The sequence below is a fragment of the Rhodococcoides fascians NBRC 12155 = LMG 3623 genome, assembly GCF_001894785.1.
GTDB classification, from domain to species: Bacteria; Actinomycetota; Actinomycetes; order Mycobacteriales; family Mycobacteriaceae; genus Rhodococcoides; species Rhodococcoides fascians.
Genome location: NZ_BCWW01000003.1, coordinates 466,729 through 489,023 on the forward strand (window position 1 = coordinate 466,729; position 22,295 = coordinate 489,023).

General features: G+C 65.5%; 22 protein-coding genes, 3 tRNA genes and 2 riboswitches. Of the genes, 10 read left to right on the top strand and 15 right to left on the bottom strand.

Annotated elements, in window-relative coordinates; translation table 11 throughout:
- The first annotated feature begins 15 nt into the window (after positions 1 to 15).
- The 5 genes from RFA01S_RS09945 to RFA01S_RS09965 all read left to right on the top strand — a co-directional run bounded on the left by RFA01S_RS09945 (position 16) and on the right by RFA01S_RS09965 (position 1,507).
- Positions 16 to 88 (top strand) — tRNA-Glu (locus tag RFA01S_RS09945).
- A gap of 123 nt (positions 89 to 211) precedes the next feature.
- Positions 212 to 285, top strand: a tRNA-Asp gene (locus RFA01S_RS09950).
- 56 nt (positions 286 to 341) lie between these two features.
- Positions 342 to 418: transfer RNA gene (locus RFA01S_RS09955), tRNA-Phe, on the top strand.
- Between the two features lie 118 nt (positions 419 to 536).
- Positions 537 to 1,109 (top strand): DUF6584 family protein, encoded by a 573-nt coding sequence (locus RFA01S_RS09960; RefSeq protein ID WP_032371325.1) that lies wholly within the window; start codon positions 537 to 539, stop codon positions 1,107 to 1,109.
- A 101-nt stretch (positions 1,110 to 1,210) separates the two neighbouring features.
- On the top strand, positions 1,211 to 1,507 hold the full coding sequence (locus RFA01S_RS09965) for a hypothetical protein (RefSeq protein ID WP_032365867.1): 297 nt from the start codon (positions 1,211 to 1,213) through the stop codon (positions 1,505 to 1,507).
- A 12-nt stretch (positions 1,508 to 1,519) separates the two neighbouring features.
- On the opposite strand, the gene RFA01S_RS09970 is transcribed toward RFA01S_RS09965, so the two are convergent.
- Together RFA01S_RS09970 and RFA01S_RS09975 are read right to left on the bottom strand one after the other, a co-directional pair.
- A complete protein-coding gene (locus tag RFA01S_RS09970) occupies positions 1,520 to 1,819 on the bottom strand; it encodes an ANTAR domain-containing protein (RefSeq protein WP_045842143.1) in 300 nt (99 codons plus the stop codon).
- An 88-nt stretch (positions 1,820 to 1,907) separates the two neighbouring features.
- Positions 1,908 to 2,492 (bottom strand): helix-turn-helix domain-containing protein, encoded by a 585-nt coding sequence (locus tag RFA01S_RS09975; RefSeq protein WP_027495879.1) that lies wholly within the window; start codon positions 2,490 to 2,492, stop codon positions 1,908 to 1,910.
- 112 nt (positions 2,493 to 2,604) lie between these two features.
- Here RFA01S_RS09975 and RFA01S_RS09980 point away from each other — a divergent pair, with 112 nt between their 5' ends.
- Positions 2,605 to 3,729, top strand: a complete 1,125-nt coding sequence (locus RFA01S_RS09980) for a hypothetical protein (RefSeq protein WP_230593516.1) — start codon at positions 2,605 to 2,607, stop codon at positions 3,727 to 3,729.
- On the opposite strand, the gene RFA01S_RS09985 is transcribed toward RFA01S_RS09980, so the two are convergent.
- The 6 genes from RFA01S_RS09985 to metE all read right to left on the bottom strand — a co-directional run bounded on the left by RFA01S_RS09985 (position 3,659) and on the right by metE (position 10,071).
- Positions 3,659 to 4,573, bottom strand: a complete 915-nt coding sequence (locus RFA01S_RS09985; protein ID WP_032407645.1) for a pseudouridine synthase — start codon at positions 4,571 to 4,573, stop codon at positions 3,659 to 3,661. The two genes, RFA01S_RS09980 and RFA01S_RS09985, sit on opposite strands and share 71 nt — an antisense overlap.
- A 92-nt stretch (positions 4,574 to 4,665) precedes the next feature.
- On the bottom strand, positions 4,666 to 5,661 hold the full coding sequence (locus RFA01S_RS09990) for an NADP-dependent oxidoreductase (RefSeq protein WP_032407644.1): 996 nt from the start codon (positions 5,659 to 5,661) through the stop codon (positions 4,666 to 4,668).
- Positions 5,662 to 5,672: 11 nt separating this feature from the next.
- Positions 5,673 to 6,098: an organic hydroperoxide resistance protein gene (locus tag RFA01S_RS09995; protein WP_032365872.1), complete on the bottom strand. Its 426-nt coding sequence runs from the start codon at positions 6,096 to 6,098 to the stop codon at positions 5,673 to 5,675.
- Positions 6,095 to 6,553, bottom strand: a complete 459-nt coding sequence (locus tag RFA01S_RS10000; RefSeq protein WP_032407643.1) for a MarR family winged helix-turn-helix transcriptional regulator — start codon at positions 6,551 to 6,553, stop codon at positions 6,095 to 6,097. The genes RFA01S_RS09995 and RFA01S_RS10000 overlap by 4 nt, the downstream gene beginning before the upstream one ends.
- Before the next feature lie 97 nt (positions 6,554 to 6,650).
- A complete protein-coding gene (locus RFA01S_RS10005) occupies positions 6,651 to 7,703 on the bottom strand; it encodes an iron-siderophore ABC transporter substrate-binding protein (protein ID WP_032407642.1) in 1,053 nt (350 codons plus the stop codon).
- A 100-nt stretch (positions 7,704 to 7,803) separates the two neighbouring features.
- Positions 7,804 to 10,071 carry a 5-methyltetrahydropteroyltriglutamate--homocysteine S-methyltransferase gene (metE, locus tag RFA01S_RS10010; protein WP_032407641.1) on the bottom strand — a complete coding sequence of 756 codons (2,268 nt, stop codon included), beginning with the start codon at positions 10,069 to 10,071 and terminating at the stop codon, positions 7,804 to 7,806.
- Between the two features lie 130 nt (positions 10,072 to 10,201).
- Positions 10,202 to 10,411, bottom strand: a riboswitch (cobalamin riboswitch).
- Between the two features lie 238 nt (positions 10,412 to 10,649).
- Here metE and RFA01S_RS10015 point away from each other — a divergent pair.
- On the top strand, positions 10,650 to 11,741 hold the full coding sequence (locus RFA01S_RS10015) for a 3-deoxy-7-phosphoheptulonate synthase (protein WP_032407640.1): 1,092 nt from the start codon (positions 10,650 to 10,652) through the stop codon (positions 11,739 to 11,741).
- Between the two features lie 11 nt (positions 11,742 to 11,752).
- On the opposite strand, the gene RFA01S_RS10020 is transcribed toward RFA01S_RS10015, so the two are convergent.
- Positions 11,753 to 12,373, bottom strand: a complete 621-nt coding sequence (locus tag RFA01S_RS10020; RefSeq protein WP_027495887.1) for an alpha-ketoglutarate-dependent dioxygenase AlkB — start codon at positions 12,371 to 12,373, stop codon at positions 11,753 to 11,755.
- A 58-nt stretch (positions 12,374 to 12,431) separates the two neighbouring features.
- Between RFA01S_RS10020 and RFA01S_RS10025 the strand changes: the two genes are divergently transcribed.
- Positions 12,432 to 12,857 (top strand): VOC family protein, encoded by a 426-nt coding sequence (locus RFA01S_RS10025; RefSeq protein WP_027495888.1) that lies wholly within the window; start codon positions 12,432 to 12,434, stop codon positions 12,855 to 12,857.
- A gap of 11 nt (positions 12,858 to 12,868) precedes the next feature.
- Here RFA01S_RS10025 and RFA01S_RS10030 read toward each other — a convergent pair whose 3' ends face one another.
- A complete protein-coding gene (locus RFA01S_RS10030) occupies positions 12,869 to 13,888 on the bottom strand; it encodes an AraC family transcriptional regulator (protein WP_027495889.1) in 1,020 nt (339 codons plus the stop codon).
- A complete protein-coding gene (locus tag RFA01S_RS10035; RefSeq protein WP_032407724.1) occupies positions 13,885 to 15,057 on the bottom strand; it encodes a pyridoxal phosphate-dependent aminotransferase in 1,173 nt (390 codons plus the stop codon). Before RFA01S_RS10035 ends, RFA01S_RS10030 begins: the two co-directional genes overlap by 4 nt.
- A 62-nt stretch (positions 15,058 to 15,119) precedes the next feature.
- Between RFA01S_RS10035 and RFA01S_RS10040 the strand changes: the two genes are divergently transcribed.
- Positions 15,120 to 16,106, top strand: coding sequence for an LLM class F420-dependent oxidoreductase (locus RFA01S_RS10040; RefSeq protein ID WP_032371317.1), 987 nt, complete (start codon positions 15,120 to 15,122; stop codon positions 16,104 to 16,106).
- Here RFA01S_RS10040 and RFA01S_RS10045 read toward each other — a convergent pair.
- The 3 genes from RFA01S_RS10045 to RFA01S_RS10055 form a co-directional block, all read right to left on the bottom strand.
- Positions 16,087 to 16,812 (bottom strand): DUF3239 domain-containing protein, encoded by a 726-nt coding sequence (locus RFA01S_RS10045; protein ID WP_169879424.1) that lies wholly within the window; start codon positions 16,810 to 16,812, stop codon positions 16,087 to 16,089. The two genes, RFA01S_RS10040 and RFA01S_RS10045, sit on opposite strands and share 20 nt — an antisense overlap.
- 40 nt (positions 16,813 to 16,852) lie before the next feature.
- Positions 16,853 to 18,508 (bottom strand): DNA repair helicase XPB, encoded by a 1,656-nt coding sequence (locus RFA01S_RS10050; RefSeq protein ID WP_027495892.1) that lies wholly within the window; start codon positions 18,506 to 18,508, stop codon positions 16,853 to 16,855.
- Between the two features lie 89 nt (positions 18,509 to 18,597).
- Positions 18,598 to 20,889: a helicase-associated domain-containing protein gene (locus tag RFA01S_RS10055; RefSeq protein ID WP_032365879.1), complete on the bottom strand. Its 2,292-nt coding sequence runs from the start codon at positions 20,887 to 20,889 to the stop codon at positions 18,598 to 18,600.
- A 61-nt stretch (positions 20,890 to 20,950) separates the two neighbouring features.
- Between RFA01S_RS10055 and RFA01S_RS10060 the strand changes: the two genes are divergently transcribed.
- Positions 20,951 to 21,139, top strand: a complete 189-nt coding sequence (locus tag RFA01S_RS10060) for a hypothetical protein (RefSeq protein WP_008719333.1) — start codon at positions 20,951 to 20,953, stop codon at positions 21,137 to 21,139.
- A gap of 77 nt (positions 21,140 to 21,216) precedes the next feature.
- Here RFA01S_RS10060 and RFA01S_RS10065 read toward each other — a convergent pair whose 3' ends face one another.
- Positions 21,217 to 21,828, bottom strand: a complete 612-nt coding sequence (locus RFA01S_RS10065; RefSeq protein ID WP_027495894.1) for a transglycosylase family protein — start codon at positions 21,826 to 21,828, stop codon at positions 21,217 to 21,219.
- A gap of 8 nt (positions 21,829 to 21,836) precedes the next feature.
- Positions 21,837 to 22,045: riboswitch (cyclic di-AMP (ydaO/yuaA leader) on the bottom strand.
- Positions 22,046 to 22,295 lie beyond the last annotated feature (250 nt).

A 22,295-nucleotide genomic window follows, 5' to 3' on the forward strand; every position in this document is an offset into this window, starting at 1 on the left:
GAAGCAATTCGGCGGGCCCCCTTCGTCTAGCGGCCTAGGACGCCGCCCTTTCAAGGCGGTAGCGCGGGTTCGAATCCCGTAGGGGGTACGCAGGAAAGCATCGGATTGACAATCCGATGTGCAGTACAGCATTCTTCATCTCGCTCCGGCGAGAAGCAGATTTGCAGTTCGGAGAGTTGGTGCGCTAGAAATAGCGCGGCAACAACAGCAAGGCCCTGTGGCGCAGTTGGTTAGCGCGCCGCCCTGTCACGGCGGAGGTCGCGGGTTCGAGTCCCGTCAGGGTCGCAGAATCGGTGTGAAAGCACCGGCATTGCGATGGCATTGTTTCACCGGTGCCGCCCGGCCAGGTAGCTCAGTTGGTACGAGCGTCCGCCTGAAAAGCGGAAGGTCGCCGGTTCGATCCCGGCCCTGGCCACCACGGTTGTGATCGACAAGCACTGCAAAGCCCCTTTCGACTTCGGTCGGGAGGGGCTTTGTCGTATGCGGAGTACCCACTGTCCCGTGACGGCGCTCGATTGCAACGTTAGGCTCGACAGGTGGATGTGATCGCTCGCGCGCAAGCCGATCTCGCACGTGGAGACACCAACGCCGCACGAGACGGGCTCCTCGACGCCTTGCCCCGCAACCCGTCGTCGCCTGCGGTTCTGGAATTGCTCGCGTACACGTATCTCCTTCTCGGTGATCGTGCGGCGGCCGGTGCCGTGTGGTTTCTGACCGACAAGGCCGACGACGATCCGACGGCGTCGGCTGCGTTCGCGGCACTGCAGAAGCAGTACCGGTCGCCGCTGATGCTCGCCCGAGCCCTCCCCATCCATGCGCCCTCGGATTGGTATCCGGTGCGGGCTCAGATGCGCCTGGAGCGACTGGGAGCCGCAATCGCAGCCAATGGGCAGAGCTGGATCCCACCGCGCGATGTCGTGTATTTCGACGAGGACGGAGTCGACTCCGACGACTTCTATGCCGCGCGTACCGCCGACGAGGACGATGCCGACGACGGGTTGAAGACGTCTGGTTACCGCACCGTCCGGCAACGTGCGATCGCAGCAACCATTGTCCTTGCCATCGTTGCCACCTCTGCGTCGGTGGTGTTGGCACTCGTCTTCGGCTGATGGCGATTCTCGGAGGGGCGGTTCTCGAACGGGTCGCTCGAATCCGAGCGTAGAGTTCGTCGGAGGATATCGAGGCCGACGACCGAGGGCGACTTCATTTCATGGGCACAGCGAACGGCGCACCGTCACCGCGCGACGACAATTACGACGTCAATCTTGCCCAGGCGAGAGTGTTCGCGCGAGGACTGGCCGAACACATTCGGACGTGTTCGGCGGCCATCGAAATTGCGCAATCCAAAGCATTTCGGGCTCGCGCCGATCGTGCCGAATCTCGCGCGAGGCAATTCGAGTCCGAGGCATCCACTCTTCGCACCGAGCTCTACGAGATGTATCGGCACATCGACGCGATGACGGCTCGATTCCCGGAACTGCGGACCGACCCGGCAGTCCGCGGATAGCGAGCGCCCGAATCAGACTGCGGCGGAACCGGTGACCAAGCCGAACGTGGTCTCGGCTCCACGCCGGCCCAGCGCCGAACCCCACACCGAGTACACCGCGTCAGTCGTCGTGGACTGCTCGACGTCGCGCCCCTCGGCGACAGTGATCAGCGTGCGGGAGAGCTCGAACAGACTTACCCGGTGATTCTTCGCCGTGGTGAACAACTCGTCGATGGCGTCGGCCACCGAGCCGCCGTGGATCCCGATGAGCACTCCGGTCGCGATGTCGACGTCGGTACGAGAGGCGGGTGAATCGGGCAGTCTGTCGGTCATCTTTTTCCTCGAGATGGTGTTGTCGGTGCGGATGACCGAGTGGATTCTGCGTCGAGCGGGCTTCACTGTCTCACACCGACATGACTTTTCATACAGTCGGTTTCGCGCGGACGTGCATGCGCTCGCCCTGAGGTCCGAACAAGCTCAGCAGCTCGACCGGTCGGTTGCCGACAGCGCCGAACCAGTGCGGTACCCGGGTGTCGAATTCGGCGGCCTCACCGGCCTTCATCGTCAGATCGTGTTCGCCGAGAATAAGTCTCAGGGTGCCGTCGAGAACGTAGAACCACTCGTATCCTTCGTGCACTCGTGGGCGCGGCTCCTTGTCGTCCGGACGAATCAGCAGTTTGAAGGCCTGCAGTCCGCCGGGGCGGAGCGTCAGCGGAAGGATGGTGACGTTCTCGCGCACCGTGGCTGTGGTGCGTACTCGGGGATCGGCGACGGGGGGAGTCGTCACCAGATCGTCGAGTGCCATCTGATGCGCTCGCGCGATCGGCCACAGTAATTCGAGACTGGGTTTGCGGTCACCGGATTCGAGCCGCGAGAGCGTGCTGATCGAGATGCCGGTGGTCTCGGACAGTGCGGCGAGGGTGGTGTTCTTCTCCATTCGGATGCGCTTGAGGCGGGGGCCGAGGCCGGCGATGAGCTCGTCGAGGGTGGTTTCTGCGTCCGTCATCGATCCATTGCAGTTTCGGCAAACGAATTTGTCAAGTCGCTCCCATGCGGCGCGCGGGAATGCAGAGGCGAAAACAGCCCGGAGGCGACGGCGGGAAGCTCATACTCGGTTCATGATCGCTCGTCCGGGGCACCCGCAACGTACCGGCGTGGTCCGCGATGCCTACGGCAGTTCCGCGTCCGAGGCCTTCATGGTGGTGGCCATTGCCACGATTCTGGTCACCAGGGCGTATTTGGAGCTCACGCACTACCCGCAGGTCGGTGGCAAGTCGCTGCACATCGCGCACGCTCTGTACGGCGGGGCGGCGATGATGCTGGCTCTGCTGATCGGGTGGATGTTCATCGGGTTCGGCGTTCGGGTCTTCACCGTGGTGCTCGGCGGAATCGGGTTCGGGTTGTTTCTCGACGAGGTCGGCAAGTTCGTCACCAAGGACAACGATTACTTCTACGGCCCGTCGTCGGAGATCATGTACGTCCTGGTGGTGCTGCTGTTGGTGTTCAGCAGGATCGTGCGGGAGTTCCGCAGGCCGTCGCGGGACGAGTCGCTGGCGAATGCGGCCGCGATCGCCGCGGATGGCGTCGCGCACGGTCTTCCCGAGCATCGGCGCGACTGGGCGCTGCGGATGGTTGCGCGAGCGGAGTCGGACGGAGCCGACCCGGACACCGTAGCCGGAATCAGATTGTTGCTCGGCACCTGCCGCCGGTCGACATCGCGTACCCACTCGATGCGCCAGTTCGTTCCACGGCTGATTCCCGCGTTCTTCACCAGTCCCCGTTGGGTTCCCGTCGTCGGCTGGGGACTGGTCCTGATCTCCGGGGCGGGAGTCGTGTTCGGGATCGTCGAGCTCGTCCTGGGTGACCTGCTCATCGATCGCCGAGACCTGACGATCGACGTCGACAGGATGGGCATCGCCAGCGGCATCCTGTTCGTCAGTGCCTGCATCACTTTCGCCACGGCGCTGCCGGCGATGCTGCGGTTGCGAACGGACGGTCCCGTGTGGCCGTTGCGCACTCTCCGCGTGTCCGCACTGGTGTTCACGTTGCTCAACGCGCTCGTGGATTTCGCCCAGGAGGGGTTCGCTGCGCTGGGAAATGTAGCGGTCGGTCTGTTCGCGCTCGCGGTCATCTCGCACCGCATCACCGTCCGAGCCGACGAAATAGCCGGTACTACGGAATCGGTTGCACTGCAGGAGGATCGAGACTCCGATTGCTCTCGAACCGTCGAACCACGCCGCTGAGCGGATCGACGAACTCGATGGAGCGAGCCAGTAGGCGGAGCGGATCGGAGTAGTCGTCGTCGGCGACCTCGCGGAACGACGGGTAGAAGTTGTCGCCCACGATCGGGATTCCCAGCGAGCACAGATGAACCCGAAGTTGATGCGTCTTCCCGGTGCGCGGGTGCAGCCGATATCGACCGTACGATCCGAGAGTGTCGACCAGTTCGACGCGTGTCTCGGCATTGGGCTCGCCCGGTACCTCTCGCGCCTGAAGAACGCCGCGTTCCTTGACGATTCGACTGTGCACTGTCAGTGGGAAGTCGACATTCTGGGAGAGTGGGGCAATTGCCTCGTACTGCTTGGTGACCGTGCGCTGAGCGAACATCTCCTGATACGGCCGGCGCGCCTGCCGCTGCGCGGTGAACACCAGGACACCCGCGGTGAGTCGATCCAGTCGGTGAGCAGGGCTCAACTCGGGGAGATCGAATTGTCGTCGCAGCAGAACCAACGCCGAGCGTGCGATGTACGCGCCTCGCGGCGTCGTGGCGAGGAAGTGCGGCTTGTCCACCACGAGCAGGTTCTCGTCGCGGTGCAGCACATCGAGGGAGAACGGCACGGCCGATTCCACCGGTGGGTCACGGTAGAGGTAGATATCCGCACGCGGGCCGGCGATCGTCGACGGGTCGATCGGTACGCCCGCTGCATCGACGACCTCCCCGCCGGACACCTTCTCGGTCAGCCTGGCCGCATCCTGCGGGAAGCGGGCACACAGATATTCGAGCACCGTTGCGCCGGTCGCGACGTCGGGCATCCGCACCCTGGTGGGGTCGAGGCCGTCGCGCAACGGAAGTGGGGCGGCAGGCATGCAACGACTGTAATCGGTGCACGCATGGAAACACCCCGGTCGGAATTCCCGACCGGGGTGTGGACTGCGGTGACGCGCCGTGCCGGCCCGACCTAGATGGTGACGACCATCTTGCCGGTGTTCTCGCCCTTCATCAGTCCGATGAAGGCGGCCGGGGCATTGTCGAGGCCTTCGACGATCGTTTCGTCGAATTCGATTGCGCCGCTGGCGAGCCAATCCGTCATCTTCGCGCGGAATTCCTCGGTGAGGTGCGCGTACGAGCCGACGATGAATCCCTTCAACGTCAGCTCCTTGCCGATGGCGAGGGCGAGGTTGCGCGGGGCCGGGGTCGGTTCGGTCGAGTTGTACTGAGCGATGGCTCCGCACATGGCAATTCGGCCGTGCTTGTTCATCGACCCGATAGCAGCTTCGAGATGGTCACCGCCGACGTTGTCGAAGTACACGTCGATGCCGTCGGGAGCTGCCTGTCGGAGCTGTTCGGCGACAGGGCCGTCGTGGTAGTCGAATGCCGCGTCGAACCCGAGCTCGAGCAAGCGAGCAACCTTGGCGGGGGATCCGGCGCTACCGATGACGCGAGATGCGCCGAGCGCCCTGGCGATCTGTCCGACGAGCGAGCCGACGGCCCCGGCAGCGCCGGAGACGAACACGACGTCGCCTTTCTGGAACGACGCCACGGCCGTCAGACCCGCATACGCTGTGGTGCCGGTCATTCCGAGTGCGCTCAGGTATGCCGATGCCTTGGCTGCGCCGAGGTCCACCTTGCTGGCTCCCTGTGCCGGGACGATGGCGAGATCGCGCCATCCCTTGCCGTGCACAACAGCGTCGCCGACTGCGAAACCGTCGGCCTTGGATTCGATGACCTCGCCGACGGCACCGCCGTCGAGCGGCGCATCGAGCTGGAACGGCGGGACGTACGACTTCACGTCGTTCATCCGACCACGCATGTACGGATCCACCGACATCACGATGTTGCGAACGAGGATCTGCCCGTCCTGCAGTTCGGGGAGGTCGACGACCTCCGCGCGAAAGTTGTCTTCGGTCGGCCAGCCTTCTGGGCGGGACGCGAGGTGAATTTCGTGTGCCTTCATGGTGTTTCCTCTTACTCGTCTTCGGTGACGGTGACGGTGACGTCGATGTTGCCGCGGGTGGCGTTGGAGTACGGGCAGACCTGATGTGCCTTGTCGGCCAGTGCCTGTGCGTTCTCGCGGCTGAGGTTGGGCAGAGTCACCTCGAGGGTGACTGCGAGCTGGAAGCCGCCTTGGTCGTTCGGGCCGATGTCGACGCGAGCGCCGACAGCCGAATCGGTGACGTCGGCCTTGTCCTGACGCGCCACCATCTGCAGTGCGGAGTGGAAGCACGCGGCGTAGCCGGCTGCGAACAGCTGCTCGGGGTTGGTGCCGTTTCCGCTGCCGCCCATGGCCTCCGGGATGGCGAGATCGAGGTCGAGACGTCCGTCGGACGTGCGGGCGTGGCCGTTACGGCCTTCGCCGGTGGCGAGTGCCTCTGCGGTGTAGATGGTTTTCATGATTCTCCTTCTGTCGTGCGCGAATCGGTGTGATGGAGAGCGCTCGTCAACGCGTCGAGCGATTCTTTGAGCTTGACGAGATCGCCGACGTCCATGCCGGTCTTCTCGGCCAACTTGCGCGGGATGTCGAGTGCCTCAGCGCGTAAGGCGCTTCCGGTCTCGGTGAGATGGATCTCGACGCGGCGCTCGTCGCTGCTCAGGCGTCGACGCTCGATGAAGCCGAGCCCTTCGAGTCGCTTGAGCATCGGCGAGAGCGTGCCGGTGTCGAGATCGAGTTCGGCACAGATGTCCTTGACGCCGCGCCCGTCCTTCTCCCACAGCACCAGCAGAACCAGGTACTGCGGGTACGTGACACCCAACTTGTCGAGCATCGGGCGATACACCGCGGTGGTAGCCCGCGATGCGGAGTACAGCGCGAAGCACACCTGACGATCGAGTGCGAGTTCGTTGGTCACGAGAAGAACGGTAGCGCACGTTTAAGTTGTGCGCAACCTATCCGCCCGATGTGAGTGGAACTTCGTAGCCTGCTACGAAGTGCCACTCACATGGGGGTCAGCTTTGCAGAGCGTTTCTCAGGCCGTCGAGCACGATGGTCGCCGCTGTGGGGCCGGCGTTGAGGTACCACGGGTCGTCGTCGACGCGCACGATGTGGTTCTGCGTTGCCGCGCTCATCCCGGTCCACAATGGATTGGTGGTGTACGACGCAGCGCTCGAATCGGCTCTCGCGTCCTGGCTGGAGACGAATACCCAGTCGGCGTTCGCCAACTGGATCTCTTCCTCGCTGAAGTCTTGCGAGGTCTTGTCGAATTGCTGGCTGGGCGGGCGCGCCAGACCGGCGTCCGAGGCGATGAATCCGGCGAAGGATGCGACGCCGAACACGCGTGCCCGGTCTGCGGTGAAGCGGACGAACGACACCGTCGGAGCACCCTCGGACCCGCCGCCGTTGGAGACCGAATCACCCAGTGCGCGAGCGTCGGACGCGAATGTGTCCAGGAACCCCTGCGCCTGCTCGGTGCGTCCCAGTGCATCCGCGAGAAGAAGGAAGTCCTGCTTCCAGTTCACGCCGGTGCCCTCGGTCAATACGGTCGGCGCGATGGCCGACAGCGTCGGGTAGATGTCTTCCGAGCCGGTCTTGTTGGCCAGGATGAGGTCGGGTTCGGCGGCGGCGACGGCCTCGATGTCGACGCTCTGGCGGTTGCCCAGATCTGCCATCTGCGTCAGTTGGTCCGCGTACTGGGGGAACGAGAAGCTGATGTAGTCGGGCACCAGATCGGCTCCGTCGCCATAGGCGGCACCGGTGGGGATCACGCCCAGGGTCAATGCGGCGTCGAGCTGGCCGGTGGCGATCACCACGATCTTCTTCGGTTCGGCGGGGATGTCGGTGGATCCGCCGAAATGCCCGACGGTGCGCGGGAACTCGCCGTCGGCGGCACCCGAACCCATGCCGTCGGGAATGTCGGTGGGGCCCGGTGCGTCCGATGCCGCGTCGGTGCTGGAGGTGGGAGGGGTGGCGGTGCTCGGCGTCTGCCCGCCGCTGTCGCCGCACGCGACGGTGGTCAGAGCTGCGACTGCGACGAGGGCAGTGACGACGAGCAGACGTTTCACTTCGATCTCTTTCACCGAGCGGGCATGGATAGGTAACCCTAGCCTGGCGACCACGTGAGCGGAACTTCGTAGCAGGGGTCGAAGTTCCGCTCACATGGGGTCAGCGCAGCGCTGCCGCGGCCAGCACCATGTTTCTCAACGACTGCTCGACCTCGGCCGGGCCCCGTGTCTTCAGTCCGCAGTCCGGATTGACCCAGAGCCGTTCGAGGGGAACTGCCTCGGCCGCTGCGCGGAGCGACTCGGTGATCTCGGCGACCGTCGGAACTCGCGGCGAATGGATGTCGTAGACACCGGGTCCCACGTCGAGTGCGAAGCCGACCGCAGTGAGGTCGTCGAGCACCTCCATGCGCGAGCGTGCGGCCTCGATGGACGTCACGTCGGCGTCCAGGGCGACGATGGCGTCGATGACCTCACCGAACTCGGAATAGCACAGGTGCGTGTGGATCTGTGTCGCGTCGTCGACGCCGGACGTCGCGATCCGAAACGAGCGGACGGCCCAATCCAGATACGCTGCAGTATCTTTCGAGCGCAGCGGTAGCAGTTCGCGGAGCGCGGGCTCGTCCACCTGGACGACGCGGATCCCCGCCGACTCCAGGTCGATCGTCTCGTCTCGAATCGCCGAGGCGATCTGAGCTGCCGACTCGGCCGCCGGGATGTCGTCTCGGACGAACGACCACGCGAGAATGGTCACCGGGCCGGTCAGCATGCCCTTGACCGGTTTGTCGGTCAGTGACTGCGCGTACGTCGCCCACTCCACCGTCATCGGTGCCGGGCGCGAGACGTCGCCGTACAGGATCGGTGGTCGCACGCACCGTGACCCGTACGACTGCACCCAGCCGTTGGCGGTCACGACGAATCCGTCGAGTTGCTCGGCGAAGTACTGCACCATGTCGTTTCGTTCGGGCTCGCCGTGGACGAGCACGTCCAACCCCAGACGCTCCTGCAGTGCAACGACATCGGCGATCTCCGCACGCATCTGCCGCACGTACTCCGCCTCGTCGACGGTGCCGCTGCGCAGCGCCGCCCGCGCGCGGCGGATCGTGCTCGTCTGTGGGAAGGAGCCGATGGTCGTCGTCGGCAGAACAGGGAGCGAGAGATGCTCGGACTGCACGATGCGGCGGACGTCTCCTGGGCTGCGGTCACGGCCGGCAGCGCTGGTCACGCGCGTACGGATTGCCGGATCGTGCAACCGTGCATCGTGTCTCCGCGACTCCAGAGCCGCGCGGGCCGACTCGAATCGGTCCGACACGAATCGATCGGTTTCCCCGGCTGTTCCGCCCTGGAGTGCGCGCGCGAGCACCGAGACCTCGGTGATCTTCTCGTTCCCGAACGCCAGCCACGACCGCAGTGTCGGTTCGAGCTGAGGTTCGGCGTCCAACGAATAGGGAACGTGGAGCAGCGAGCACGACGACGACACCGCCACTGCGCGCGCATGTCTGCCGACCTCGTACAGTGTCTCGAGCGCGGCGTCGAGATCGGTGCGCCAGACATTGCGTCCGTCGACGACGCCGGCCACGACGAGCATCGTCGAGGTAGCGCGAGTAGCTGCAAGTTGCTCGGCCACACCAGGAACGGTCAGATCGACGGCCAGGCCCTCGATCCCGGTGGACGCCACTGCGGGCAGCGCGTCGCCCAGGTCGCCGAAGTAGGACGCCAGCAGAATGGCCGGGCGGGTCTGCGAGGCTGCGAGTTGCTCGAAGCATCGGGTCGCCGCTGCGACGGTCTCGTCGTCGAGATCGCGCACCAGCGCCGGTTCGTCGATCTGGACCCACTCGGCTCCGGCTGCGGCGAGGAGTTCGAGCAGACGGTCGTAGAGCGGTATCAGTTCGTCCACCCGTCCCAGCAGCGAATCGGAGGAGCCGACGGACTTGGACAGCAACAGGAAGGTGACCGGTCCGATGATCACCGGACGTGCCGGGATCCCCAGTGCACGAGCCTCGTTCACCTCGCCGAGCACCTTGTCCGGGTGCAGGGAGAACGTGGTCTCCGGCGAGATCTCGGGCACGAGGTAGTGGTAATTGGTGTCGAACCATTTGGTCATTTCGAGCGGGACGATGGTCTCGGTGCCGCGGGCGGCGGCGAAGTACCGATCGAGTTCACCTTCGACCGCCTCGACTCGCGGTGGCAACGCTCCGAGGAGGGCCGCAGTGTCGAGCATTTGGTCGTAGTACGAAAAGGTGTTCACCGGAACGGAATCGAGCCTGGCTGCGAGTGTGTGCCAATCGTTCTCGCGAAGATTCTTCGCGACCGATTCGAGGGCCTCGGCGTCGATCTTTCCGGCCCAATAGGATTCGACGGCTTTCTTCAGTTCTCGGTTGGGTCCGATGCGAGCCGAACCGAGCACGGTGGCGGTGAAATCGTTGTTCACAGTTGATCTCCAGGGTGACTACACGTGGGTGGTGCACCGTCTTCACGGGCGCGCAGATCCCGGTGAGCCCTGACCACAGCCATACCAGGGTTACGCGCCCATTCCACGAGGCGGTGAACCGCTGCACACGGCGTGCACAGCACAGAGGGCAGGTATTCGGACTTGCAGGCGCGCGGACGAAGAGCCCACTCCTACTGGCCGTCGCTTCCCGAAGAGGCTTCTTCAGTGCGTGATGACGGTGGTCGTTCCTGCATACCGCTGCGGGACAGTCCCGGATTCTCACCGGGTTCCCTCTCGCGATGCGCCGTGACTGCACGCACCGCTCGACGCCGAGGTGAACTTCGGGGCTCCTCATGACCACCTGGCGAACCGACTGCAGGGACGAGCATAGATGCATCGCGGGAGAGTCTGTTACGGTGCTCTTCATGCAGCGCACGTATTTCTGGTTTAGCAGGCCGGCCCCGGGTGGGTCAGCCAGCGACGCCATGCGCTGACCCTCCACCCCACGAGCCGGATACAGACCGGCTCGAAGTGCGCGTGGAGCATGCGGAGCCGGCCTGGGAACAGGAAACCCTCTCATGACGCTCTCCCTCGACACCCCGTCACTCGACGATCAGCGCACGATCAGCATCAGTCCGCTGGTCGCTCCGTCGGTCGTACGCCGCGAGCACGCGGTGGACGACGCGATCTCGGCGAGTGTTCGTACCGGACGCTCCGGTGTCGTCGACATTCTCGACGGCCGTGACGACCGACTGATCGTCGTGGTCGGCCCGTGTTCGGTGCACGACACCGACGCTGCCCTCGATTACGCCCGACGCCTCGCCGCCACGGCAGCCGAGCTGGGCGATCGACTGCACATCGTCATGCGGGTCTACTTCGAGAAGCCGCGGACGACGCTCGGCTGGAAGGGTCTGATCAACGATCCGCACCTCGACGGCAGCTTCGATATCAACGAAGGTCTTCGAGTGGGACGCCAGCTGCTGCTGGACATCTCGGCGCTCGGCCTGCCCGTCGGCTGCGAATTCCTCGACCCGATCACCCCGCAGTACATTGCGGACCTGGTCAGCTACGGTGCCATCGGAGCACGGACCGCAGCCAGCCAGGTGCACCGGCAGCTGTGCAGCGCCTTGTCGATGCCGGTCGGCATCAAGAACTCGACCGAAGGTGACATCCAGGTCGCCGTGGACGGAACCCGCGCCGCCGCGGCGAGCCACGTCTTCCCCGGAACCGATCTCGACGGCAAGGCGGCTTTGATCAGGACCGTCGGAAACCCCGATTGCCATGTCATCCTGCGCGGCGGCGTCGACGGACCGAACTACGACGCCGAGTCCGTGGCCGATACCGTTGCTCGCCTGCGTAAGTCGGGTCTGCCGGAGCGAGTCGTCATCGATGCCAGCCACGGCAACAGCCGCAAGGATCACAACAAGCAGGTGGACGTCGTCACCGACGTGGCCGCCAGGGTCGCGGCCGGCGAGCACGGAACTGTCGGGCTGATGCTCGAGAGCTTCCTCGTCGCGGGGCGTCAGGACCTCGAGCTCGGCCACCGCGACGAGCTCGTGTACGGCCAGTCCATCACCGATGCATGCCTCGACTGGGACATGACGGCAACGCAATTGGCCACTCTCGCGGCGGCCGTCGAGACGCGTCGGGCCTCGAACGCCGCGCGCTGACGCGTCGTGCGTTACCGAACCCCGCGCGGTCGAAATTGCACGCTGATGCGTGGGCCGACCGCGCGGGTCGATTTGGGAATTGCATGCTCCCAGGTCCGTTGACAGGACCCGCCCATCACCACCAGGTCGCCGTGACCGAGGGTGAATTTCAGAGAGGTCCCGCCGCCGCGGGGACGGAGCATGAGTTGTCTTGTCGCACCGAGCGATACGATCGCCACCATCGTGTCCTCGGTGGCGCTGCGGCCGATGTTGTCGCCGTGCCAGGCGACGCTGTCGGACCCGTCGCGGTAGTAACACAGTCCCGCGGTGGCGAACGACTCTCCGAGCTCGCTTCGGTAGTGGTCGTCCAGTGCATCGCGGGCCTCGTACAGTGCCGCATGCGGCCAGTGCTCCCGCTCGGCGTAGTACCGAACCAGGCGCGGCACATCGACCACGCGGTCGTACATCTGCCTGCGTTCGGCGCGCCAGTCGACGTCGGTGACCAGCGAATCGAAAAGGTCGCTGTCGGACAACCAGCCCGGCCGCACATCGACCCAGGCACCGAGCGTCAGCTCGCGGCGGGTGACGGACTGCAGCGACCCGACGCCACCGTCGTCGTCACCGAACAGCGAACCTTGCATCGCGAGCGACATGACTCGACTGTATCGAACAGGTGTTCCCATTACCAGCTCCCGGCGGTATCGTTCTCGCATGGGTTACCGAATTCAGGTCGTCGTGGACAGCGTCGACCCGCATGCGCTCGCGGCATGGTGGGCACAGACTCTCGGCTGGCAGGTCGAACCCAGCAACGAGGAGTTCATTCGCGAGATGGTTGCGGCAGGCCACGCCCGAGAGGAGGACACAACCGTGTTCGACGGCGTTCTGGTGTGGCGAGCAGGCCAGGGCATCACCGATCCGGAATCTCCGGGCACCCCGCGGGTGCTGTTTCAGGCGGTACCCGAATCGAAGTCCGTGAAGAACCGACTCCATCTCGACGTTCGCGTCGGTGACGGACGCGAGGCGGTGGTGACCGAACTCGAAGGTCGAGGCGCGTCGTTACTGCATCGCGGGCAGCAAGGGCCCAGCACCTGGATCACCATGACCGATCCCGAGGGCAACGAGTTCTGCGTCAGCTGATCGCGCCGGCTCTATCGATACGCGCCGGGAGTTTGCCCGGTCCAGCGCTTGAAGGCCCGGCGGAATGCGCTCGGTTCGGAGAAGCCCAGGCGGGCCGAGATGTCGTCCACGCTGTCGCCGCGGCTCAACCCCGAGATGGCCGCGTCGCGCAGAACCTCCTCGCGGAGCTGATTGATGGAGGTGCCTTCCTGGCGAAGGACGCGGCGCAGATGCGGCGGGCTGATGTTGAGCATGGCCGCAATCTCTTCGGTAGCCGGCGTACCGCCTCTGAATCCGGTCTCCAGGGCCCTTCGGACCTGACTCGACGCAGTGCTGTCGTAGTCCCTCGACGAGAACAGCAGGTTGGGTGACTCCGCGAGGTACTCGGCCAGTGTGGCCTCGGTCTGCACTATCGGGGCGCGCATGAGCGCGGTGTCGAATTCCAGTGCGGCGCGGTCGGATCCGAACTGCACATGAGTTCCGAATATGGTGTCGTACATCTTCCCGGCCTCGGGCCCGGGCAGTGCATAGGGCAACTGAACCGACAGGAGTTTGACCCGGTTACCGATCAGCCACGCCGCGAACCGATGTAGCAGAATCAACAGGAAGTCGGTCAGCAATCGTTCGGCGAGCTCGTTCGCTTCGGGGCTGAGATCGGTCGTGGCTTCGACGTGCACCGTCAGAACCGTCGACTGCTCGGTTCGATCCAGCGTCATCGGTTTCACCGGAATGAGCACGCGCATGGTCTCGGACATTCGAATCAGCGCTGCCCACAGATTCTCCGTGTGTATCAACGTCTGACACACCACCCGAAAACTGCCGCGCCGCACGGGAACTGCGGCGAGTCCGAAGAGTTCGTCGCCGGTCATCGCCCAGACGGCCTGGGTGAACGCGGTGACCTGTCGGGTGGTGAGCCGCTCCGCCGGGTCGTCCAGAATGGTGGTTCCGATCCCGGCCATCGACAACGGGTACGTCAGGTCCACTCCGCCGTTGGCCGCGAGGTCGACGGCTTGCCTGACGAAGTACGCCGGAATCGTCGGTTGCGCAGTCACAATCGCCGTAACCTCTCGGCGGCATCGGCGAGCACGTGGTCCTGCTTGCAGAAAGCGAAGCGCACCAAGGACTTCCACGGCGCGGGCTCGTCGACGAAGGCAGTCACCGGTACCGCGGCGACGCCCACGAGATCGGGCAGGGAGCGACAGAACTCGTACGCATCACCGCGGCCGATCGGTGCGATATCGGCGCACACGAAATACGTTCCGGCGCTGTGCTTGACGTCCGCACCCGCCTCGGTCAACGCCGCGGACAGCGTGTCTCGCTTGTGCTGCAGACCGTCGCGCATGGCGGCGATCCACGCCTGCTCGTGACCGAGTGCGTACGCGACGGCGGGCTGGAACGGGGTACCGCCGACGAAGCTCATGAACTGCTTGGCGGCGCGCACCGCATCGATCAGCTCTTTCGGTCCGAGCGCCCACCCGGTTTTCCAGCCGGTGGCGTTGAACGTCTTCGCGGCACTGGACACGGTGACGGTTCGCTCGAACATGCCCGGCAGCGTCGCGATCGGGGTGTGCACACCGTCGTCGAAGATCAGATGCTCGTACACCTCGTCGGTGAGCACGAGCAGGTCGTGGGCGATCGCGATCTCGGAGATACGGATCATCGTCTCGCGATCGAACACGGTGCCGGTGGGATTGTGCGGCGAGTTGACGATCAGCATGCGCGTTCGTGGGCTCACGGCCCGTTCGAGGGCGTCGGTGTCGACGGTCCATCCGTTGCCATCGGTGACCAGGGGAACGGCCGTGCGAGTGGCTCCGGCCAACGCCACAGCGGCCGCATAGGAGTCGTAGAACGGCTCGATCAACAGCACGTCGTCGCCCGCCTCGATCAAGCCGAGCAGCGTCGCCGAGATGGCCTCGGTGGCACCCACGGTGACGAGAACCTGCGAATCGGGGTCGTACCGAAGTCCGAACCGGGCGAGCCGGTCGTCGGAGATGGCGGCGCGCAGGACCGGCATCCCCGGGCCGGGGGAGTACTGGTTGAGGCCGTTCGCGATGGCGTCACGCGCGGCCTCGAGCATGGCCGACGGTCCGTCCGTGTCCGGGAATCCCTGCCCCAGATTGACGGCGTTCTTCGCCACCGCGAGTGCGGTCATCTCGGCGAAAATGGTCGATGCGAACGGGCGCAACCGGGTCACTGTGCGCGACGGCAACATCTCGGACATTCCTGCAGCGTAGTTCACACAGTCGGCGCGAGCGTCGGACCTGCGTCTGTACTGTGCCTGTCATGCGATTCGGAATGTTCGTGCCTCAGGGTTGGCGGCTGGATCTGGTCGGGATCGATCCGGCCCAGCAGTGGAGTGTGCTGCGCGAGCATGCCGTTGCCGCCGAAGCCGGACCGTGGGAATCGCTGTGGGTCTACGACCACTTCCACACCGTTCCTGTCGCGACGGACGAGGCGACGCACGAGGCCTGGTCGCTGATGTCCGCATTGGCCGCGTCGACCTCGCGTATCCGACTGGGTCAGATGTGCACGGCGATGTCCTACCGCAACCCCGCCTATCTGGCGAAAGTTGCTGCGACAGTGGACATCATCTCCGGCGGTCGGGTCGAGATGGGTATCGGCGGCGGTTGGCATGAGCACGAGTTCCGCGCCTACGGCTACGGATTTCCCTCTGCCGGTGAACGATTGGGCCGCCTCGACGAGGGCGTACAGATCTTCAAACAAGCGTGGACCACCGGCGAGGTGTATCTCGACGGCAAGCACTACGAGATCGACGGTGCCGTGGTGCGCCCACTGCCCCTGCAGGAGGGTGGCATCCCACTGTGGATCGCCGGTGGCGGCGAAAAAGTGACACTGAAGATCGCAGCGAAATACGCGAACTACACCAACTTCGATGGAACCCCTACCGGATTCGCCGCCAAATCGGCTCTGCTGCGCGATCATTGCGCAGCCGTCGGCACGGACTTCGACGCCATCGTCCGCTCGGCCAACTACAACGTGGCCATCGGCTCCACGGAGGCCGAGGTGCAGGAGCGGCTACGCGCTCTCGAGGCTCGACTGACCGAACACGTCGGAGCCGAGAAGGCACACGAGGCATTGGGCGCATACCGCGGAATGCCCGCCGTCGGAACACCCGAGCAGATCGTCGAGAACCTCACCGAACTGCAGCAGCAGGGCATGACGTACGGAATCTTCTACTTCCCGGAAGCCGCCTACGACCGCTCCGGCATCGAACTCTTCGAGCGCGAGGTCATCCCGGCTCTTCGGTAGGTCGTTCCGCAGGCTCCACTCCCGGCTCTTCGGTAGGCCGCGTCAGATCCTCGGGCAGATCGGCGGGGTCCACGAGCAGCTGCTGGTTCTTGGCCTTGCGTACCTTCTCCGACAGACCGATGTTGGCGTGCAGCAGTGCCCATTCGCCCTCGGTGATCTCGGCGGCGGCGCGCGCCAGGACGGCCGCGTCGGTGGTGCCCCAGGCGATCGGCATCGCCGACACCAGCTGCCAGGTGCGTCCACCGGTGTTACGGCCGCGATCGGCGAGCACCGACACCGCAGGCACCTCGGCACCGCGTTCGACGGCGTGGCCGGGCAGCGCACGGACGACGCGCGTGATCAGGACGTAGTGCGGCTCGTCGACTCCTGGTTTCGCGACATCGACCAGCGACAGCAACGTCGCGCCGCTCGGCATCGTCTCGGCCACCACCGCCGGAACCAGATCGCCCCGGGTGTAGAGCGATTCGATGGACCCCATCTTCTTCGGTGCCCACACCATGACCCACAGGGACGTCGCCGCCCCGATGCAGAACACGCCGCCGAGGATGTACGACCACGGCGTCGCGATCCAGAAGAACCAGATCCCCAGTGCCAGCAGGACCGCTGCCGTGAGCGCCGCGGACATCCGCAGCCGGCGAAGTTCGGTGAACGTCTCGTTGACCGACTTCGCGTGGGCTACGTCTACAGGGAACTCGAATCGGCGCACACTGCTATTCCTAGCATGCCGCCGATCCCGACACGAAGCGTCAGATTGCCGGGCCGAGCAGGTCGTCGGCGTCGGTGATGCGGTACGCGTACCCCTGTTCGGCGAGGAACCGCTGCCGGTGCGCGGCGTATTCGGCGTCGAGGGTGTCGCGCGAGACCACCGAGTAGAAGTGCGCCTGACCACCGTCGTGTTTCGGCCGAAGCAATCGGCCCAGTCGCTGGGCTTCTTCCTGCCGGGAGCCGAACGTTCCAGAAACCTGGACTGCCACCGACGCTTCGGGAAGGTCGATCGAGAAGTTCGCCACCTTGCTCACCACCAGAGTCTGGATCTCACCCTTGCGGAAGGCGTCGAACAGCACCTCGCGTTCCTTGTTCTTGGTCGAGCCCTGGATCACCGGCGCGTTCAGGGCTTCACCGAGTTCGTTCAGCTGATCGAGGTACGCGCCGATCACCAACGTCGGAGCGTCTTGGTGTTTCGCCAGAATGGACTTCACGACGGCGATCTTGGTGTGCGCGGTCGAGCAGAGCTTGTAGCGCTCCTCGGGTTCGGCGACCGCGTACGACATGCGCTCGGCGTCGGTGAGGGTGACGCGCACCTCGATGCACTCGGCCGGTGCGATCCACCCCTGCGCCTCGATGTCCTTCCAGGGCGCGTCGTAGCGCTTGGGCCCGATCAACGAGAAGACGTCGCCCTCGCGTCCGTCCTCGCGGACGAGCGTGGCCGTCAAGCCGAGTCGACGCCGTGACTGCAGGTCGGCTGTCATGCGGAACACCGGTGCGGGGAGCAGGTGCACCTCGTCGTAGATCACCAATCCCCAGTCGCGGGAGTCGAACAGCTCCAGGTGCTTGTACTCACCCTTGGTTCGACGGGTGATGACCTGGTACGTGGCGATTGTCACAGGGCGGATCTCTTTGCGCTCACCCGAATACTCGCCGATTTCCTCCTCGGTGAGCGACGTGCGAGCGATGAGCTCGCGCTTCCACTGCCTGCCGGCGACGGTGTTGGTGACCAGGATCAGCGTGGTGGCCTTGGCCCTGGCCATCGCCGCCGCACCGACCATGGTCTTACCCGCACCACACGGCAGCACGACGACGCCGGAGCCGCCGGCCCAGAACGAATCCGCGGCCATCTCCTGGTAGTCGCGCAGCGTCCACTTGCCGCCCTCGGTATCGAGCTCGATCGGATGCGCTTCGCCGTCGACGTAGCCGGCGAGGTCCTCGGCGGGCCAGCCGATCTTGAGCAACATCTGCTTCACGTGGCCGCGTTCGCTCGGATGCACGATGACCGTGTCCTCGTCCACCATCGCGCCGAGCATGGGCGCAATCTTCTTGTGCCGCATCACTTCGGTGAGCACGGCGCGGTCCAGGCTGATCAGCACCAGACCGTGGACCGGGCTCTTGACCAACTGCAACCGGCCGTATCGGGCCATCGTGTCGACGATGTCGACCAGCAACGGCTGCGGTACCGCGTAGCGCGAGAAGTTGACCAACGCGTCGACCACCTGCTCGGCATCGTGACCGGCAGCGCGCGCGTTCCACAGCGCCAGCGGGGTGATGCGGTAGGTGTGCACGTGCTCGGGCGCACGTTCGAGCTCGGCGAACGGTGCGATCGCCGCCCGCGCTGCGCCCGCGAGTTCGTGATCGACCTCGAGCAACAGCGTTTTGTCGGACTGGACGATCAGCGGGCCGTCGGTCACGGTTCCTCCTAGAGACTTCTGCTGCGCCCGAAAGAGCGCAACTTCTCCATTGTCCACAGGTAGGGGCCCGCGTGCACGTGAGCAGTGACTCAGTCCACCAAGGCGACGGAGGTGATGCGGTGCAGAGTGAACCGCCGCACGCCCCCGGTGGCGGGATCGAATGCGTCGAGTTGGCCGCCGCCGATGCTGATCGGATCGACGATGCGGTGGGTCGCGACGCCCTGCGCGTCGACGTACCCGATGCTGACGCTGCGCTTGACCTTCGCTGCTGTCTGCAGCAGCGTCATGGTCGCGGTGCTGCTCGCGCGAGATCCGTCGGCGCGCACCACCGCACCGCCGTTGCCCGCAGCGCGGTCGGCGGCTCGCATTCCGCGTACCAACGACCCGAGCTGCTCGTCGGTGGGAACGGCCGGGGTACGGAAGGTCTGACGCGGCCGCCGCGCCGACACCCGGGAGCCGCGGGCTCGAAGATCGACGATGGTGCCGGACGAGTCTTCACCCGCGGGCGCGAATCCGGCTCCGGCGAGTACCGACAGCACCTCGGCCAGCGGTGCCTGGGAGATCGCGACGGTCGGGGCGAGGGCGCGCAGGGCGAGCGACTCGGCGGCCGGAGAGGCCATCACCTCGGCGAGCAACGCCGGATCCTCGCACCGGACGAACGACGCGGCCACGCCGGCGCGTAGTCGGCCGTGACGCCTGGCCACGTCGTCGATCAGATACGTCAGGGCCTGCGGAACCGGAGTGCGGGAATGGGTCGCGAACAACGAATGCAACTCCGAGGCCGTCAGGCCCACGTCGAGGGCCCGGCGCAGGCTCGTGTCGCTGATGCGATACATCGTCGCGGCACCTGCCGACTCGACGTCGGCGACGAGCGCGATCCGATCCTGCAGATCCGGTTCGAGCGGTCCCGGTGCCACCAGCGTCAGGTCGGCCTGCACCAACACGTAGTCGATCGGCTCGGGGAGTGCCGCGCGCATGTCGGCCTCGGCATTACCGTCGTGCAGCAGCGAGCGTCCCGGCGTCGACATCGCGCCGCGCGCGACCACTCCCAGCGCGGTCGCCTCGGCGATCACGTGCCCGACGGGGGTCACGCCGAACCGTCCGGACCACCGGGGTCGACGCCACGTCAGTGTGCGGGTGAGGTCGGTGGGCGTCGCGGCGTGTCCACTGCCGAGCTCGGCCAGAAGCTCCAGGATCATGCGACGGTCGCGGGGCGCGGCAGGCGAGCGGACTTCGTCCGACAACGCGGCGATGGGCTTGTCGTTGGGGTCACGCATGCCGATCACCCACGGTGCTCGCGGCGTCTCGAGCCAGGCGGAGGCGAGGGTGTGCCACCGGGCGGCCGGGGCCGCGGCGAGCCACGCGTCGACGGCGGGCGTCGGTGCCCAGTAGTCGTCGCCGGTGTCGGCAGAGGGGACAGGGTCCGGGGTTCCGCTGGAGATCAGATGGGCGGCGGCGAGCAGTTCGACGAGGATGCTCACGCGGTCGTCGTCGAGTCCGGTGGCCTTGGTGATCTTGCGCAGCTCGCGCACTCCGAGCCCGCCGGCCTTGAGGGCGGGAGCCGGTGACGCGGACAGCGCCTCGATGATGGCCACACAGTGCCGCCCGAGCTCCAGTGCCTCGCCCGCCGCGGCAGCGTCGACGTCGGCGAGCGCATGTGCAGTGGTCGTCAGCTTCGGTTCGGCGAGTGAGCGGGGATCCGTCATGGGCTCGCCGCGCAATATCTGTCCGACCTGGACGGGGAGTTCGACGGTTTGCTCGTCCAACCAGATCAGCAGGCCTGCGGCGAGCAGTTTCTGCACGGGCCGATCGGGTGGGGTGCCCGGTGCGGCGTCTCGGGTACGGCCGGTGGGCGAAGACCTGGCCAGGGTGTCGAGAAGATTGCGTTCGCCGTCTTCGAGTGCGGCCAGCGCTGTGGTGATGTGGGTTTCGGTGAGGGTGTCCACCGGGTCGAGTGCGCGGCCGATGCGCCACGGCACGGCGTCCGCAGCGGTTGCGCTGATCCGGAACCCGGCGGCGTCGCCCCAGACGAGAAAGCGTTCGCGCAGTTGGGACAGCGCTTTGTCCACGGCTTTGGCCGGGGCGCGCTTGGCGATGACGGACAGCAGCGTGGCCCTGGTGACCGGACGCTCGTAGGCCTCTTCGATGGCCAGGATCTCGAGCACGGTCAGGGCCAGGGTGTCGAGGGTGTCCGCAGTGTGCAGGATCGACCGGCGTTGCTCTGCCCGGCCGGCCAGCACTGCCAGCGAGGCGGGCGGCGGCGCAGTCAGATCCGGACGCAACGACATGGCCTTGATCAGCTCCGCGTCTGTTCGAGCTGCGATCCACTGAGGCAGATCGGGAGGCATGTCGGTGTGTCGGGGCGCAGTCGTGTCGGTCATCGTCTATCAGATTAGAGACCTGGGCTGGTGCTCGCCGCAGGGCAGGTGTCAAAATGGGCCCATGGTGAACAAGTCGAAGAAGCCCTATGTCGATCCAGGCTGGCCGGAAACCGCTCGCGGTGACCACGCGGTGACCGAACTCTCGTCCGCTCGATCGGGTGGCTTGTCGCCCTTCGGTGAGGACACCGAGTTCCCGCTGCCCGTCGAAGACCTGCCCTACGCCCATCCGGTGACCGTCGTCAATCGCTGACAACGGCGCCCGAACACGAGAACGCCCCCGACATCTTCGCAATGTCGGGGGCTTTTCTCGTATAGCGGCGGTTCTTGCTACTGGGGCAGGAACGCCTTGTTCGCCTGGTAGAAGCTGACGACCTGCGGATCGAGCTGGATGCCCTGAGCGGCGTTCTGGACGAACGACGCGATCTGGGGATCGTTGGTGATGTTCTGGACGGCGGTGACGATGCCGTTGACGACCTCGGCCGACGCATCGATCGACGGGATCGACGTCAGATCGGGGAGGGCGGGAACTTCCGGTGCCTTGGGGGTGGCCGGAACGCTGCGCTCGGTGGGTGCGCTGCTCAGGCCGAGGCTCGAGGAGCAGGAGGGCCATGCGCCCCAGCCCTGCGAGTCGAGGACCTTCTCGGCGACTGCGATCTGCTCTTCACGGCTGGCCTGGTTGGCCGTTGCCGCGTACTGCTGTCCACCGTGTGCGTTCCAGGTGCTGGGGGAGAACTGCAATCCGCCCTGGAAGCCGTTGCCGGTGTTGATGCCCCAGTTGCCGCCTGCTTCACACTGTGCAAGGCGATCCCAGTCGGAATCCGGTGCCGCGTTGGCGGTACCGGTGAAGGCGATGCCCGCGGTGCCCATGATGGCACCGGTGACGGCGACCTTTGCGACGGTCTTGCCAGTGGTGCTCGGCTTGCGATGACGTCCGCTCATACGAGTTGAAATCCTCTCCACACGCGCCTGCGAGGTCAGCTGTCGGGTTCGGGCTGAGAGGTAGCCCGGCCTTCTTGCTCTTCCATATCGGATGAGCAATTGGGCTTCACCCCAAGGGAACTCGGTGCGGCTTCGTGAGTCGCTACAAGTTCCCGGTTGTCCGTGGAGGACGTGGGTCCCCCGTCCTCGTCCCCTGGGTGATCGTCGAGGGTTGTTCCGGTTCCCGCGGGACGAGGTTTGGCGCTGCGGGCCGGAATTCGGCCGAACTTTCCGGCCGCTGCTGACCGTACTGAAATTCCCGGGTTACGTCACTATTTGGTAACTGTCGATTTTTTCGTGTGTCCTCGACCGTCCCGACGGTCTGATTCCGGTCGCTCGAATAGGCCCAGCTAGTGGCTGTTCTCGGTGATCGACCCCGCGTCGTTGCCGGTCTGTTACCGAAGCGTGATGTGACGGAAGTCACATGC